The sequence below is a fragment of the Vibrio sp. TAP-3B genome (assembly GCF_057784735.1).
The window spans coordinates 563,222-577,812 of the sequence record NZ_CM173495.1 but is presented as its reverse complement, the minus strand read 5'-3'; the positions used below and the strand labels follow the sequence as shown (position 1 = coordinate 577,812).

At 42.6% G+C, this 14,591-nt stretch carries 14 protein-coding genes and 1 riboswitch; of the genes, 8 read left to right on the top strand and 6 right to left on the bottom strand.

The features are described from left to right. Window positions 1–96 precede the first annotated feature (96 nt). The 4 genes from purR to AC3D28_RS02780 all read left to right on the top strand — a co-directional run bounded on the left by purR (window position 97) and on the right by AC3D28_RS02780 (window position 3,308). Entirely contained in the window at window positions 97–1,101 is a 1,005-nt protein-coding gene (purR, locus tag AC3D28_RS02795) for an HTH-type transcriptional repressor PurR (protein WP_488535462.1), read from the top strand. Between the two features lie 287 nt (window positions 1,102–1,388). Beyond that, window positions 1,389–1,478: riboswitch (cyclic di-GMP riboswitch) on the top strand. 116 nt (window positions 1,479–1,594) lie between these two features. Beyond that, complete coding sequence (locus AC3D28_RS02790) at window positions 1,595–2,185, top strand: TfoX/Sxy family DNA transformation protein (protein WP_098416004.1); 591 nt, start codon at window positions 1,595–1,597, stop codon at window positions 2,183–2,185. A 110-nt stretch (window positions 2,186–2,295) separates the two neighbouring features. Continuing rightward, window positions 2,296–2,988 (top strand): TVP38/TMEM64 family protein, encoded by a 693-nt coding sequence (locus tag AC3D28_RS02785; RefSeq protein WP_488535461.1) that lies wholly within the window; start codon window positions 2,296–2,298, stop codon window positions 2,986–2,988. Beyond that, entirely contained in the window at window positions 2,988–3,308 is a 321-nt protein-coding gene (locus tag AC3D28_RS02780) for a putative signal transducing protein (RefSeq protein WP_488535460.1), read from the top strand. Before AC3D28_RS02785 ends, AC3D28_RS02780 begins: the two co-directional genes overlap by 1 nt. Before the next feature lie 35 nt (window positions 3,309–3,343). On the opposite strand, the gene AC3D28_RS02775 is transcribed toward AC3D28_RS02780, so the two are convergent. The 4 genes from AC3D28_RS02775 to topA all read right to left on the bottom strand — a co-directional run bounded on the left by AC3D28_RS02775 (window position 3,344) and on the right by topA (window position 10,060). Next, window positions 3,344–4,147, bottom strand: a complete 804-nt coding sequence (locus AC3D28_RS02775; protein WP_488535459.1) for an alpha/beta fold hydrolase — start codon at window positions 4,145–4,147, stop codon at window positions 3,344–3,346. A 117-nt stretch (window positions 4,148–4,264) separates the two neighbouring features. After that, window positions 4,265–5,722, bottom strand: a complete 1,458-nt coding sequence (gene glgA / locus AC3D28_RS02770) for a glycogen synthase GlgA (protein ID WP_488535458.1) — start codon at window positions 5,720–5,722, stop codon at window positions 4,265–4,267. Next, window positions 5,712–6,929 carry a glucose-1-phosphate adenylyltransferase gene (gene glgC / locus AC3D28_RS02765; RefSeq protein ID WP_488535457.1) on the bottom strand — a complete coding sequence of 406 codons (1,218 nt, stop codon included), beginning with the start codon at window positions 6,927–6,929 and terminating at the stop codon, window positions 5,712–5,714. Before glgC ends, glgA begins: the two co-directional genes overlap by 11 nt. Window positions 6,930–7,429: 500 nt before the next feature. Continuing rightward, window positions 7,430–10,060 (bottom strand): type I DNA topoisomerase, encoded by a 2,631-nt coding sequence (topA, locus tag AC3D28_RS02760; protein WP_488535456.1) that lies wholly within the window; start codon window positions 10,058–10,060, stop codon window positions 7,430–7,432. A gap of 454 nt (window positions 10,061–10,514) precedes the next feature. On the opposite strand from topA, the gene AC3D28_RS02755 reads away from it, so the two are divergent. Then, window positions 10,515–10,763, top strand: coding sequence for a YciN family protein (locus tag AC3D28_RS02755; RefSeq protein ID WP_098416425.1), 249 nt, complete (start codon window positions 10,515–10,517; stop codon window positions 10,761–10,763). Between the two features lie 64 nt (window positions 10,764–10,827). On the opposite strand, the gene aroA is transcribed toward AC3D28_RS02755, so the two are convergent. Together aroA and AC3D28_RS02745 are read right to left on the bottom strand one after the other, a co-directional pair. Further along, complete coding sequence (aroA, locus tag AC3D28_RS02750; protein ID WP_488535455.1) at window positions 10,828–12,108, bottom strand: 3-phosphoshikimate 1-carboxyvinyltransferase; 1,281 nt, start codon at window positions 12,106–12,108, stop codon at window positions 10,828–10,830. A gap of 162 nt (window positions 12,109–12,270) precedes the next feature. Continuing rightward, window positions 12,271–12,747 (bottom strand): outer membrane lipoprotein, encoded by a 477-nt coding sequence (locus AC3D28_RS02745; protein WP_488536037.1) that lies wholly within the window; start codon window positions 12,745–12,747, stop codon window positions 12,271–12,273. A gap of 39 nt (window positions 12,748–12,786) precedes the next feature. Here AC3D28_RS02745 and aat point away from each other — a divergent pair, with 39 nt between their 5' ends. From aat to infA, 3 genes are all read left to right on the top strand, one after another. Then, complete coding sequence (gene aat / locus AC3D28_RS02740; RefSeq protein WP_488535454.1) at window positions 12,787–13,494, top strand: leucyl/phenylalanyl-tRNA--protein transferase; 708 nt, start codon at window positions 12,787–12,789, stop codon at window positions 13,492–13,494. Next, entirely contained in the window at window positions 13,491–14,192 is a 702-nt protein-coding gene (locus tag AC3D28_RS02735; RefSeq protein ID WP_488535453.1) for an arginyltransferase, read from the top strand. The genes aat and AC3D28_RS02735 overlap by 4 nt, the downstream gene beginning before the upstream one ends. 81 nt (window positions 14,193–14,273) lie before the next feature. Beyond that, window positions 14,274–14,492 carry a translation initiation factor IF-1 gene (gene infA, locus AC3D28_RS02730; protein ID WP_098416015.1) on the top strand — a complete coding sequence of 73 codons (219 nt, stop codon included), beginning with the start codon at window positions 14,274–14,276 and terminating at the stop codon, window positions 14,490–14,492. Window positions 14,493–14,591 lie beyond the last annotated feature (99 nt).

Here is a 14,591-nt window from a genome sequence, read left to right as displayed (position 1 = left end):
CAACATGAGCGTTTATAACGCTAAGTGTGAAAACGATTCTGGTATTGAGACACTCCATCACGGCATTTTTAAGTAGCTCGATACAGGACACCATTTATGGCCACTATAAAAGACGTTGCTCGCTTAGCCGGCGTTTCTACGACTACTGTTTCTCACGTTATTAACAAGACACGTTTCGTTGCCGAAACAACTCAAGAAAAAGTAATGAAAGCCGTTGATGAGCTTAACTACGCACCTAGCGCGGTTGCTCGCAGCTTAAAATGCAACTCAACGCGCACTATTGGCATGTTAGTGACTCAGTCCACCAACCTATTTTTCTCTGAAGTAATTGACGGTGTTGAGAGCTACTGTTACCGCCAGGGTTACACTCTGATCTTATGTAATACAGGTGGCATTTACGAGAAACAGCGCGACTACATCCGCATGCTAGCCGAGAAACGTGTAGATGGTATCTTAGTGATGTGTTCTGACCTGACGGAAGAGCTAAAACAGATGTTAGACCGTCATGCTGATATTCCTAAGGTCGTAATGGACTGGGGTCCAGAAAGCTCTCAAGCTGATAAGATTATGGATAATTCAGAAGAAGGTGGCTACATTGCAACCAAACACCTGATTGACAACGGCCATACGGATATCGCTTGTCTAAGTGGTCATTTTGAAAAACTCGCGTGTCAGGAGCGCATTGCTGGTTTTCGCCGCGCAATGACAGAAGCAAAGTTACCCATAAACGAAGATTGGATTCTAGAGGGCAACTTTGAGTGTGATACCGCCGTGTTGGTTGCAGAACAAATAACGGCAATGGACAAGCGTCCAACAGCCGTTTTCTGTTTCAACGATACTATGGCGCTGGGCCTTATGAGTCGTTTACAACAAAATGGCATTAAAGTACCTGATGATGTATCTGTCATTGGTTATGACAATATTGAATTGGCGGAGTACTTTTCACCACCACTTACGACTATTCACCAACCGAAGCGTCGTGTAGGTAAAAATGCATTCGAAATTTTACTTGAACGAATCAAAGATAAAGAACATGAGAAACGTGTTTTCGAAATGCAACCTGAGCTTGTCATTCGAAATACCGTGAAAAAACTGAACTGATATTAGCTTTAATATATAAAACTGGATCCAAGCGCTCTTACGAGCGCTTGTTTTTTAATAAAAAATAACATTTACAACACATTTTCTTGCTTATAAAATCGTTAATAGTAGGATAACTTGCTGTTTTATTTGGATGTGACTCAGTCTTGCCCTTCTTATTCTTTTAGAGTAAAACTTCTTCTTGAATATGCACAAATATGCACTAACTCACATTTTTACTGAACCAACATCACACTTTCAAGCGTAAAGTGTGATGTTAATTCAATATACAAAGTATGATCCAACTGTCACGCACAGGGCAAACCATCCGAAAGGATGGGACGCAAAGCCTCCGGCCTGAACCATCGTATACGATGGAAGGTAGCGGGGTTACCGATGGCAAATATGCATATAATGAGTTCACCCTTTATTGACATTGTGTCTGCATGTATTTGCTAACCTCTCGGACCTGATTTTTGGTGGCGTAATATTAATTACACCGAGATAACACATCATGGATAAACCGATACTCAAAGACTCTATGAAGCTATTTGAGGCACTTGGTACGATCAAGTCGCGCTCAATGTTTGGTGGCTTTGGTCTTTTCGCCGATGATACGATGTTCGCACTAGTTGTGAATAATCAACTTCATATACGAGCTGACCAAAAGACTTCATCTGATTTCGAGAAACAAGGGCTAAAACCATACGTTTATAAAAAGCGTGGTTTTCCAGTCGTAACTAAGTACTACGCGATTTCCAGCGACTTATGGAGATCAAACGACCACTTAGTTGAAGTAGCAAAGCAATCCTTAGAAAATGCAAAAATGGAAAAAAAGCAACAAGCGACAAGTAAACCTAACCGCTTGAAAGACTTGCCTAATTTGCGACTAGCTACTGAAAGAATGCTTAAGAAAGCTGGCATCGAATCGGTAGAAAAGCTAGAAGAAGAAGGTGCGCTTAATGCCTACAAAGCGATAATAGACACACACTCCGCCGCTGTGAGCATTGAGCTCCTCTGGGCACTAGAAGGTGCTATAAACGGCACTCATTGGAGTGTAGTTCCTCAAACTCGTCGAGACGAGTTGATTAGCGACCTTCAATAGAAATAAATCGCTAACCATAGAGTAAACCGCAGATAACACTGCGGTTTTTTTGTGAAATTTTTTCGGACTAAAATCTGTCTTATAAAGCATACCCAAGTGGAGCAAAAAATATGAATAAGAAACTGATTTTAGGTCTTACCCTATTAGCGCTAATCATCTTTTTAGGTGTGAACTTCAGTCAATACCTAACCCTAGAAAATGCTAAGGCACAACAACAACTACTGACCGCTTACATCGACCAAAACTTCGTGTTTTCTGCGGCAGTTTACTTCTTCGCTTACATCCTCATTACAGCATTTTCCATTCCTGGTGCAACAGTTGTCACTTTGCTTGGTGCGGCTCTCTTTGGGTTTTGGGCAAGTTTATTACTGGTTTCTTTTGCCAGCACAATGGGGGCGACCATTGCATTTCTAAGTAGTCGTTACTTATTGCATGATTGGGTTCAAATCAAATTTGGAGGAAAGCTCACTGCTATTAATCAAGGCGTTAAAAAGGACGGTGCGTTTTATCTATTTTCTCTTCGCTTAATCCCTGTATTCCCTTTTTTCTTGATTAATCTGCTAATGGGATTAACGCCAATGTCAGTCGGCCGGTTCTATCTGACGAGCCAAATTGGCATGCTGCCAGGAACGGCCGTTTACTTAAATGCAGGCACTCAATTAGCCACGATTGAAACGTTATCTGGCATCATCTCTCCCGCTGTCTTAGTGTCATTCGCATTATTGGGACTATTTCCAATTATCGCTAAATGGATTATGAATAAGGTAAGACCAATACCCAACCAACAAAATGGAAGCTCTTAATGAAGATATTTATCGCTAAGAACCCTGCAGAAGCACATATTGTATGTGAATTGCTAAAAAGCGAAAAAATCTCCTGCGAAGTTCGGGGAGAAGGTATTTTCGGTCTAAAAGGAGAATTGCCATTTAGTGATGATACGGACCCTTATGTTTGGTTACTTGCTCCTGAACAAAAGTTAAAAGCAATCGCAATTGTGGAAGCATACCAAAAACAATCACGCCGACATGAATACCCTGATTGGCAATGCCCTAAGTGTTTAGAAGTGAATGAAGGGCAATTTGGCGCCTGTTGGCAATGTGGGCATCAAATAGGAGAACCTTAGCACTCTCTCCTGCTCTCTCGTTTCATAATTTAACTCTACACCGCCAAGCTTTGCTGCTTGATAAATGCGATTGAGTACTGATTGAAGTCTTCAGGGCGTTCAACATTGCAAACATGTCCGCAATTTGGAATTTCACGTAAGACACTAAACTTATGCGCCGCAACCATCTCTTTCACGGGTTGAATGAACATATAGTCCCGTTCTCCCATTAAATAGAGAGTGGGGATTAGCAGTTCTCTATCTTTAAAGTATTTCATTAGCGGGTTGACATCTGCAGCCAAAATAAACCAGCGTTTAAACTCTTTTTGACAAAGCTTCTTAGCCTCACGGATGAAAAGGTGTCGAGATTCACGCTGGTTTCGCTGCGGCATAACGATATAGGCAAACAACCTGTACAGCCACATGTAGGGCAAGATATGCTTGCAAAAGTTACCAAGCTTAACGAGTATTTGCGAACGGGTGTTGAGTCGCGTGATTGCGCCTCCAAGCACCATTGAACGCACGCGACCCGATGAAAGTTCAGCCAAGTTACGGACAATAATGGTACCGAGAGACATCCCGACAAAATGCGCAGACTGGATTTTTAGGTAATCTAAGACCTTTAAAATGTCTTGAGTGACTTCAGTGAAGGTGTAACGATTCCTAATCAGCTCTTTCAGTAACTGGTTTGACTTTCCATGACCTCTTAAATCGATAAGCAGCAGATTAAAATGTTGCTTATACGCTTTGATTTGCTTAAACCAAATTGAGGAACTGCCCCCCGCACCGTGCACGAATACGACCCACTCATTACTCGTAGGGTGCAGATAGGTTTTATGAAAAAGTAGCGGTTGAGTCATATTCCGGTATAAAAAATCGTACTATTGAGCAAAATGTCATCCTACCACACTCCGTTTAATCAAGATAATAAAGGCACCTTAATCAGTGCCTTTATTATAATTTAAAGTAAACTCGCATCAATTTAACGCCGAGCGATAAAGGTGCAAATACGCTTCTGCGGCCTTTCTCCAACAAAAGTCCTGCTGCATTGCATGTAATTGAATTCGTTTTACTTCAGGAGGGTTTTGAGCATAAAGTAACAGCGCTCTCAACATAATCAGCAATAACGCCTGAGGCGTTGGCTCATAAAAAACAAAGCCTGTCGCGTGAGAAGGGTCAACATCATAATCATTTACACTGTCTTTTAGCCCCCCAACCCCTCTGACAATCGGCAATGTGCCATAAGCCATACTATAAATTTGATTCAAACCGCACGGCTCAAATTCTGAGGGCATTAAAAAGAAGTCTGAACCGGCTTCCACTAAATGTGCCAGCTCGTTGTCATACGCTTCAACAAACACGAGCTTTTCCGAAAATAACGCAGCGACATCTTTTAACTGTGCAGCAAGAACAGGGTCACCAGTTCCAACGACGACTAATTGTACATCATGCTTCAAAAAGTCCGCCAATACTGGCAATAAATAGTGAACTCCTTTTTGCTGGGTAAGACGACAGACCATACCAAACACTGCACAGTCTTTTTCTATGAGACCTACACGTTGCTGCAGCACTTTTTTACAAGCACTCTTGCCTCTGGCCATACTTTGGTCATTAGCGCTGTAATTCACTGGTAAATACACGTCGGTCTCGGGGTTCCACGCACCGTAATCACAGCCATTCAAGATGCCAACTAAGTCCTGCGCGCGCTGCTGGAACTCCCAAGCCATCCCATGACTACCAAGCTCAGTTTTTAGTTCTTGTGCATAAGTCGGACTAACAGCATTAATTTTATCCGCGCTCATCACTCCTGCTTTAAGCATGGTGATATGTGTTGCGCTCACCGCAGCATCTGGCACATTTCGGCAGTGAAACTCCGGAAGACATTGTATATCGTCATAACTAAATACTCCCTTGAACACCGCATTATGAATAGAAATAACACTGCGTGTATTAGCAAAGAACGGATCTTCGCCATATCGATGTTTTAATAAAAATGGCACCAACCCTGTATGCCAATCATTGGCATGTACAATGTCTGGCTGAAAACCTACCTTAGGGAGCATGTCTAAACAAGCTGCACTGAAAAAGGCAAAGCGTTCACCATTGTCTGGGTAGGCTTGATTATTCTCAGCATACATCGAAGCACGGTCAAAGTAAGGTTGGCAATCAATCAGATAGACAGGGTTATCACCAAGCATAATCCTTAAAACTCGATACTGTGTGTGTGGCCAAGATGTTAACTGCGTTTCTAGTACCAATTCGGCATCTGCTAACTTTTCGATACTGCTGTACGCAGGAATGATAATTCTTACATCTTGCTGAAGACTTTGAAGGGCTTCAGGCAGAGCCTTGGCTACATCAGCCAACCCTCCGCTTTTTATCAACCCTTCAACTTCAGACGCGACAAACAGAATAGACAGATTGCTAGTAGCCAACTCGCGCTCCTTTAGGAATGACGACAATCCCTTCCTCTGACACATGGAAGTGTTTCTTATCTTCTTGGAGATTCACACCAACTTGAGTGCCAGGAGCAATATCGGCATCCTTATCGACAATAACACGACGTAAAACACAGCCTTCGCCAATTTTCACATCACCAAGAAGTATACATTCGCTGATATCGCAAGCCGATGCAATATTACTGCGAAAACCGAGCACTGACTTTTCTATTCTTGAGCCTCGTACATAACTCCCATTACATACCAAGCTATCGATGAACTGAACTCGACCGTTATCTGAATCCTTAAATGTAGCAGGGGGAAGTGGCGGGTAATATGTATGAAGTGGCCATTTGCGGTTGTATAAAGAGAACGGCGCATCTTTCGCCAGCAAGTCCATATGCGCTTCCCAATATGCATCGATAGTACCGACATCACGCCAATACACTTCTTCTTTCTCACCGCTTATTTTGTTGGTACTGAAGTCATACACAAACACATCCCCACGAGGGAATAACTTCGGAATAATGTCTTTACCAAAATCATGAGATGACGCTTCATTGTCTGCATCTTCCATTAATTCAGAGAACAAAATATTCGCTTCAAAGACGTAATTGCCCATCGACACTAGTGCGTGATTAGGGTCACCGGGTATCGACTTGGGATTTACTGGCTTCTCTTCAAAGCCTATCATGCGACCTTCGCTATCAACCTCAATAACACCAAACTGAGAGGCGTCTTTGAGCGGCATACGCAGTGCTGATACCGTTAACGATGCTTGTTTCTCGCAATGAAAGCTCAACATTTGTTTGATATCCATTTTATAGATATGGTCTGAGCCAAAAATACACACTTGCTCAGGCTCTTCTAGCTCCATAAAACGTAAATTTTGATAGATAGCATCCGCAGTTCCCTCGTACCAACGCTTACCTGTACGCATTTGGGCAGGAATAGGATCGATAAAACGGTCAGTGATACCATTAATGTTCCAGCCTTTTTTTAAGTGATGGAACAGGGATTGTGATTTAAATTGAGTTAGAACATAAATGCGCATGAGATCCGCATTTACAAAATTATTTAGAGCAAAATCAATCAATCGGTAGCTACCACCAAAAGGTACCGAAGGTTTACTGCGAGATTCCGTTAAAGGTCTCAAACGAGAGCCTTCACCGCCAGCAAGAATCATTCCCAAAACACCAGCCATTTGTTGTTCTCCATATCGTTATAGCTTGGATTTGGTATTCACTTGAATGAGTATTACTCGGGGAGTCAAGCGAATACGTTGTTGCACCCACATCCTGAGTTTCTCAGAACTCTTACAATGCGGATAAAAGAGCTATGGCACTTCCAGTATGCGAGCATCCATTATCTTTATATTTCTTGACGCAAACAATGCATACAATTGCACTAGTTCTTATAACAAATTATCTAACCAGTCCCTAAATTACAATTTTAAATACGCCATTCTGTGTTCCATGCAAAAGTTACTTATTCAAGACGATATCTTGGTCACATAAGGATAAAGCAACCGATTACATTCTGAGAACGACTGACGAAGGCTTTTACATAAAAAGGGCTTTGACCCTCCGTACTCAGCTTGATGTGGAAAGAGCGGTTTAAGGGCAGAGGTTCTAAAGGTAAATTATAAAAATAAAAAAAGGAGGCAGTGATTCCACTGCCTCCTTTTTATTCTATTAACGTGTTCTATGCTTTCGTTTTTTTACGTTTATCTGTAATTTCCCACTTACCATCGACAAAGAGTACTGTCCAGCCACTTGGCTTACCATTCTCTTCAGAACGTACATAGTTCTCTTTTGTCTTGCGACTAAAACGAACAATCGCAGGACGACCATCCGGATCTTCTTGTGGTGCTGTCGCTAAGTACTTAAACTTTTCTGGTAAACGATCTTCAAAACGAGCCAGCTCAGACACTAGCGGTGCGCGAGTTTCACGAGATTTCGGGAAGTTGCTTGCCGCCATAAATAGACCTGAGGCACCATCACGAAGAACAAAGTAAGCATCCGAGTTTTCACATGGTAACTCTGGGAAGTGTACCGGATCTTCTTTCGGTGGCGCCACTTCGCCGTTTCTTAGAATCTTACGAGTGTTCTTACAGGTTTCACTGGTACAATCCATGTATTTACCGAAGCGACCGTTCTTAAGCACCATGTCTGAACCACATTTGTCACATTCAACCACGGGACCATCGTAACCTTTTACTTTGAACTCACCGTATTCAACAAGGTAGCCTTCACAATTCGGGTTATTACCACAAACATGCATCTTACGCTTGTCATCAATCAGGTAGGCGTCCATTGCCGTTTCACAGATAGGACAACGCTTCTTAGCACGAAGAGCCGCAGTTTCAACGTCTTCTTCTAGAACATTGATAACGCCATCTTCATCGCCTAGATTGATCGTGGTTTTACAACGCTCCTTCGGCGGTAGCGCATAACCAGAACAACCGAGAAATACACCAGTAGAAGCCGTGCGAATCCCCATAGGACGACTACAAGTCGGGCATTCAATATCTGTCATGACGATGTGGTTTAGCTTCATCCCGCCTTCTGACTCATCCCGCTCGGCTTTTTCTAGATCGCCAGTAAAGTCAGCAAAGAAGTTATCCAGAACCGCTTTCCAGTTCACCTCACCTTCCGCGATTTGGTCCAGTTTCTGTTCCATACGTGCCGTGAAGTCATAGTTCATTAAATCGTTAAAGCTGTCATCAAGACGGTCAGTAACAATTTCACCCATTTTTTCAGCATAGAAACGACGCTGATCAACTTTTACGTAGCCACGATCTTGGATCGTAGAGATGATCGATGCGTAAGTCGAAGGACGACCAATACCACGCTTTTCAAGCTCTTTCACCAAGGCCGCTTCTGTGAAGCGTGCTGGTGGTTTTGTAAAGTGCTGTTTAGGATCAAGTGACTCTAGCTTTAGCTTATCGCCAAGTTGAACCGCAGGAAGAATTGTATCTTCATTTTTGCCCATTGGACGTTGTACACGAGTCCAACCATCAAACTTAAGAATGCGACCTTTTGCTTTAAGTGTATATTCCGCTGCTTTTACGCTGATAGTCGTTGAGTCATACTCTGCTGGTGTCATCTGACACGCCACGAACTGATTCCAGATCAATGAATAAAGCTTGTGTGCGTCAGCATCGACACTTTGTAGGTCTTCTGCTTTAACACCCACATTTGAAGGACGAATCGCTTCGTGCGCTTCTTGCGCCCCTTCTTTGCTGCCGTACTTCAACGGGCTTGCTGGGAGATACTTATCTCCAAATTCAGAACTGATGAGGTCTCGTACGGCATCCACAGCCTCAGCACTCAAGTTCGTCGAGTCTGTACGCATATATGTGATGTAACCCGCCTCATAGAGACGTTGAGCTAGCATCATGGTCTTCTTAACGCCGTAACCTAGACGTGTACTTGCTGCTTGTTGAAGCGTAGACGTGATGTAAGGTGCAGAAGGCTTACTCTTTGTCGGACGGTCTTCACGTTTACATACTTCATAACTCGCGTTTTCAAGCACAGACATCGCTGCTTGTGTTTCCGCCTCATTAACAGGCTTGAACGCTGCGTCATCTTTCTGAGCAACAAGCAGTTTGAAATCAGCGTTATCTTTGGTCTTGGTATTCGCGTGAATATCCCAGAATTCTTCTGGTACAAATGCATTGATTTCGCGTTCACGCTCAACCAATAACTTCACCGCTACAGATTGTACACGCCCTGCCGACAAACCACGCGCAACTTTCTTCCACAATAATGGAGAAACCATAAAGCCAACAACACGATCCATAAAGCGACGTGCTTGTTGTGCGTTAACACCATCCATATTCAGCTCACCTGGTGTCTGGAATGCTTGCTGAATGGCATTTTTTGTAATTTCGTTAAAAACAACTCGTTTGTATCGCTCTTCATCGCCACCGATGATCTCACGAAGGTGCCATGCGATAGCTTCTCCTTCGCGGTCTAAATCGGTCGCGAGATAAACGCAATCTGCATCTTTAGCGAGTTTTTGTAGTTCGTTGACAACCTTCTCTTTGCCCGGAAGGATTTGATAGTTCGCTTCCCAGTCATGATATGGGTTAATCCCCATTTTTTTGATCAACGCTTTACGGTCTTTCTCTTTTTTAACGCGTGCTTTCTCTTCCGGACTCATCCCTTTTGTTGAGATGGCTGCGGCTTTTTTCTCACCAGTGCTTTGACCAGCCGTAGGCAGATCACGCACATGACCAACACTAGACTTAACAATAAAGTCTTTACCAAGGTACTTGTTTATCGTCTTTGCCTTGGCTGGTGACTCCACTATAACGAGTGATTTACCCATAACTGACTCTAACGTCCTTCATAATAATGCGGGTAGAACCCTTTTAGAGGCCACCCGCATAATGTTATATTTCGTTGCTTCTTTTTTACTATTGTGCGAGATGAAAAGAAGATCAACTGCTTTTTTGAAATTCAGATCCGATTGGTTGACAATTCATCGTCTTTGTACTTCAAAGAGACAGAGTTCTGAATGGTATTGAGCGGCATATCTAAACAGGCAAACTTTACTATCGCTAATCTAATACAATAAATTTTGTTATTCATCACAAAATAGTTTTTTGTACATACAATCGAACCTTGGAATGCTTTAAAAAGCAGACACTTTGTCCGCGTAATTTGTCTATAAAACTTACTCCAACCAAGGCTTACTCACGATGTTAAATTAAGCATGCAAATCCTTGTTAATTATGGGTATACTTCCTCATAATTAATGTGTAATGAATGATGATAATGTTATGTCTAATAAAAAATTTATTGAAGAATTCGACCTTCTTTTAATCGCTAACCAAATTATCCAAGAACACGATGACTATATCGAAGGTATGCGAGCCACAAGCGTAGTAGAAAAGGACGGTGTCTTGGTATTTAAGGGGGAATACTTCCTTGATGATAAGGGCTTACCAACCTCCAATAGCACTGCAGCATTCAACATGTTTAAATTCTTAGCTCACCACCTTTCAAAAGAGTTTACCCTGAAGAAATAGCAAAATGATCGTCTGAAACAAAAAGCCAGAGCTCGATAGCTCTGGCTTTTTTAAGCTTATACACTTAGCAACTAAGTGACGTAAGCTTTTCGAAATAATCTGGGAACGTCTTCGAGGTACATTTAGGATCGTTAATCGTTACAGGTGTATCGCTCAGAGCAATCAATGAAAAACACATTGCTATGCGATGATCATCGTATGTGTCGATAGCTGCGTGCTTCAGTTTTGGAACAGGCTTAACAATAATGTAGTCTTCACCTTCTTCGACTTCTGCACCAACTTTACGTAACTCAGTCGCCATCGCCGCCAAACGGTCGGTTTCTTTGACACGCCAGTTGTACACATTGCGAATAGCAGTGCTACCTTCAGCAAACAGTGCGGTTGTCGCAATCGTCATTGCTGCATCAGGGATATGGTTGTAATCCATATCGATGCCTTTTAACTGGCCAGCACGAGCAATCACATAATCGTCACCCCACTCAATCTTAGCGCCCATTTTTTCTAGTGCATCGGCAAATTGAATATCACCTTGAATGCTATTTTTACCAATGCCAGTGACTTTAACTTCCCCACCTTTAATCGCGGCAGCAGCCAAAAAATAAGACGCTGAAGAAGCATCCCCCTCGACTAAGAAATTACCTGGTGCGATGTATTGCTGACCTGAAGGAATAATGAATTCTTGGTAGTCATTGTTGATGACTTTAACACCAAACTGTTTCATGATGTGTAAGGTGATATCAATATATGGTTTTGATACCAGTTCACCTTCAATCTGGATCCGGACTTCGCCTTCTGCTAATGGTGCAGACATCAAGAAAGCCGTTAAAAATTGGCTAGAAATAGAGCCATCGATAGAAACAGTGCCTGCTTTTAGGCCAGTACCTACTATTTTTAGTGGTGGAAAGTTTTCGCTTTCAAGGTATTCGATATTTGCCCCCGCCTCTTGCAGAGCTGTAACGAGGTGACCGATCGGGCGCTCTTTCATACGAGGTTCGCCAGTCAACACATATTCACCTTCACCCAAACACAAAGCCGCTGCCAATGGCCGCATGGCTGTTCCAGCATTCCCTAAAAATAATTCTACAGGTTGTGATGCTGAAAAAGGGTGACCAAGACCTTCTACGACACATTCGGTTTTGTCTTCAGATAACTGATACTGGACACCAAGTGTCGTAAGTGCATTTAGCATATGACGAATATCATCGCTGTCCAGAAGGTTCTTCAACCGGGTGGTGCCTTGGGCTAAAGCAGCCAGTAAAAGCGCTCGGTTAGAAACACTTTTAGAGCCAGGAAGGTTAACTTCCCCTTGGATTTTGTTGATGGGTTGTAACGTTAAGCTTTCCATTAAAAGTTGATAATCCTTTGTGCCCCAATACGCTATTTTATAGAAGGGCTAAACCATTTTTCGTGAATTCAGACTACCCAAAAAAACACGACAAAACCAGAACAAATCTACGCTAATTTATGAATAATTAGTCAGCAACTTATTCGTCCTCCAAGCATCGAGTTAATAGGCTATATCCACGCGAACGCCGTCATCAAAATACAAGATGCGCACCTCGTCACCGCGGCTAAACAACATACTCTTATCCAGATCCTGAATAACGTTGATGAGTTTGTCTCCCTTCACTTTAATGAGCAACTCAACTAGTTTGTATTCCACCGTATACTGATAGTTGCTTTGGTTCTGTGCGACTGCGGCTCCAGCTAATGCACCAACGGCTGTTGCTACTTCCCTACCCGTTCCGCCACCAAATTGATTTCCGACTAACCCACCGATACTTGCGCCAAGCAGCGTTTTCCAACCATTATTTTTCGATTGAACCACTTCTTGCTGAGTGATATACCGAACAGAGTCAACCTTTCCATAAACAACTTGATTAACGGGTTTGGCAACATTTCTTTCGTATGCTGCATTGGCGAAAAGTGGCAAAAACAGTATGATCCAAGACCATACTTTCACGATATTTCTTGAGTGGGTCATCATAAGCTCCTCAGGCTCTAATGTTGGTAACGACTTCTTATGGCAATTTACTTAACTGAACTCGATGATAAGTTCGACTTTCCCTCACCATATGAAGCTCTCGGTGATCCAAATGGTTTACTCGCGTTTGGCGGCGATTTAGCTCCCATGAGAATACTAAATGGCTATTACCAAGGAATTTTTCCTTGGTATGGTTCTGGTGAACCTATACTCTGGTGGAGCCCTTCTCCTCGTGCGGTATTTGACCCTATGACGTTCAAGCCGTCAAAAAGCCTGAAAAAATGTCTGCGAAGGCATGGCTACAAAGTAACTATCAATTTTGCCACAGAACATGTAATCAAGTTGTGCTCATCAACGCGTCCAGCGGAGGAAACCTGGCTCAACGAAGAGATGCAAGCCTCCTACATTGAACTAGCAAAACTTGGTCATTGTCACTCAATAGAAGTATGGCAGGACAATTCGTTAATTGGTGGATTATACGGCATCAGCGTCGGCCAACTCTTCTGCGGCGAATCAATGTTTAGTCTGAAAGATAACGCATCAAAAATCGCCTTGTGGCACTTATGCAACCACCTAGCATCAAAGAAGGGTCAATTAATTGATTGTCAGGTAATGAACCCTCACTTGGCTTCGCTTGGAGCTTTTGAACTTGAGCGAGACGATTTCATGCAAAAACTACTATCTTTAAGAGAAAAACAAACCACATCAGGTACCTTTGAGCCTCAAGTTTTGCAGGATTCAGTATGAGCACGGATCTACAACAAATTCGAATTGGGTTAACTAATAATCATCCTTGTAGTTACTTGCCCGAACGTCAAGAACGTGTAGCTGTTGCGCTTGACGCAGGGTTACATACCGAACAGAATTATCAATTATTACTGGCAAACGGTTTTCGTCGTAGTGGCGATACAATCTATAAGCCTCACTGTGAACATTGCAACGCTTGCCAACCAATTCGTGTTTCTATTCCTGACGTAGCGCTATCAAAAAGCCAAAAGCGACTGCTTAGAAAAGGACAGGCTTTCCGTTGGGAAATGAAGCACCAATTGGATCCGGAGTGGTTTGATCTTTACAGCCGTTATATTTGCAAAAGACACAAAAATGGGACCATGTACCCGCCTAAACGCGATGAGTTTTCTCGTTTTGCTCAAACCAACTGGCTAAGCACTTTATTCTTACATATTTATGATAAATCAAACCAATTACTTGCGGTGGCTGTAACCGACGTAATGGAGCAATGTTCAAGTGCATTCTACACTTTTTTTGACCCAGATTACTCGTTATCACTTGGCACATTAGCCGTGCTTTACCAGATAAAATACTGCCAAGAAAACAAGCAACAATGGCTATATTTGGGTTATCAGATTGATGAATGTCCAGCAATGAACTACAAAACGCGCTTTCAACCCCACCAAAGGCTAGTAAATCAGCGTTGGCGAGGGTAGAATACGCCTCAACTTTACATAATTACCATTTAGCGGCAAAATAGAGCTCGCTAATATTGCCTAATTTCTAAAGAGGATTAAATGGCTAAAGAAGACGTAATTGAGATGCAAGGCGTTGTCCTTGACACTCTACCAAACACTATGTTCCGTGTTGAACTTGAAAACGGTCACATTGTGACAGCTCACATCTCTGGCAAGATGCGTAAGAACTACATCCGTATCCTAACGGGTGACAAAGTAACTGTAGAGTTGACTCCATACGACCTTACAAAAGGCCGCATCGTCTTCCGCGCTCGTTAATTTCTGATTTTCGGATGCAAATAAAAAACGGAGCTACTTGCTCCGTTTTTTATTTGTGGGCAAAACAGAACATTGCCAAAACGATACGTAATACCAATA

Coding starts and splice junctions, on each gene's coding strand:
- purR (WP_488535462.1), top strand. CDS start 97: ATGGCCACTATAAAAGACGTTGCTCGCTTAGCCGGCGTTTCTACGACT.
- AC3D28_RS02790 (WP_098416004.1), top strand. CDS start 1,595: ATGGATAAACCGATACTCAAAGACTCTATGAAGCTATTTGAGGCACTT.
- AC3D28_RS02785 (WP_488535461.1), top strand. CDS start 2,296: ATGAATAAGAAACTGATTTTAGGTCTTACCCTATTAGCGCTAATCATC.
- AC3D28_RS02780 (WP_488535460.1), top strand. CDS start 2,988: ATGAAGATATTTATCGCTAAGAACCCTGCAGAAGCACATATTGTATGT.
- AC3D28_RS02775 (WP_488535459.1), bottom strand. CDS start 4,147: ATGACTCAACCGCTACTTTTTCATAAAACCTATCTGCACCCTACGAGT.
- glgC (WP_488535457.1), bottom strand. CDS start 6,929: ATGGCTGGTGTTTTGGGAATGATTCTTGCTGGCGGTGAAGGCTCTCGT.
- topA (WP_488535456.1), bottom strand. CDS start 10,060: ATGGGTAAATCACTCGTTATAGTGGAGTCACCAGCCAAGGCAAAGACG.
- AC3D28_RS02755 (WP_098416425.1), top strand. CDS start 10,515: ATGTCTAATAAAAAATTTATTGAAGAATTCGACCTTCTTTTAATCGCT.
- aroA (WP_488535455.1), bottom strand. CDS start 12,108: ATGGAAAGCTTAACGTTACAACCCATCAACAAAATCCAAGGGGAAGTT.
- AC3D28_RS02745 (WP_488536037.1), bottom strand. CDS start 12,747: ATGACCCACTCAAGAAATATCGTGAAAGTATGGTCTTGGATCATACTG.
- aat (WP_488535454.1), top strand. CDS start 12,787: ATGGCAATTTACTTAACTGAACTCGATGATAAGTTCGACTTTCCCTCA.
- AC3D28_RS02735 (WP_488535453.1), top strand. CDS start 13,491: ATGAGCACGGATCTACAACAAATTCGAATTGGGTTAACTAATAATCAT.
- infA (WP_098416015.1), top strand. CDS start 14,274: ATGGCTAAAGAAGACGTAATTGAGATGCAAGGCGTTGTCCTTGACACT.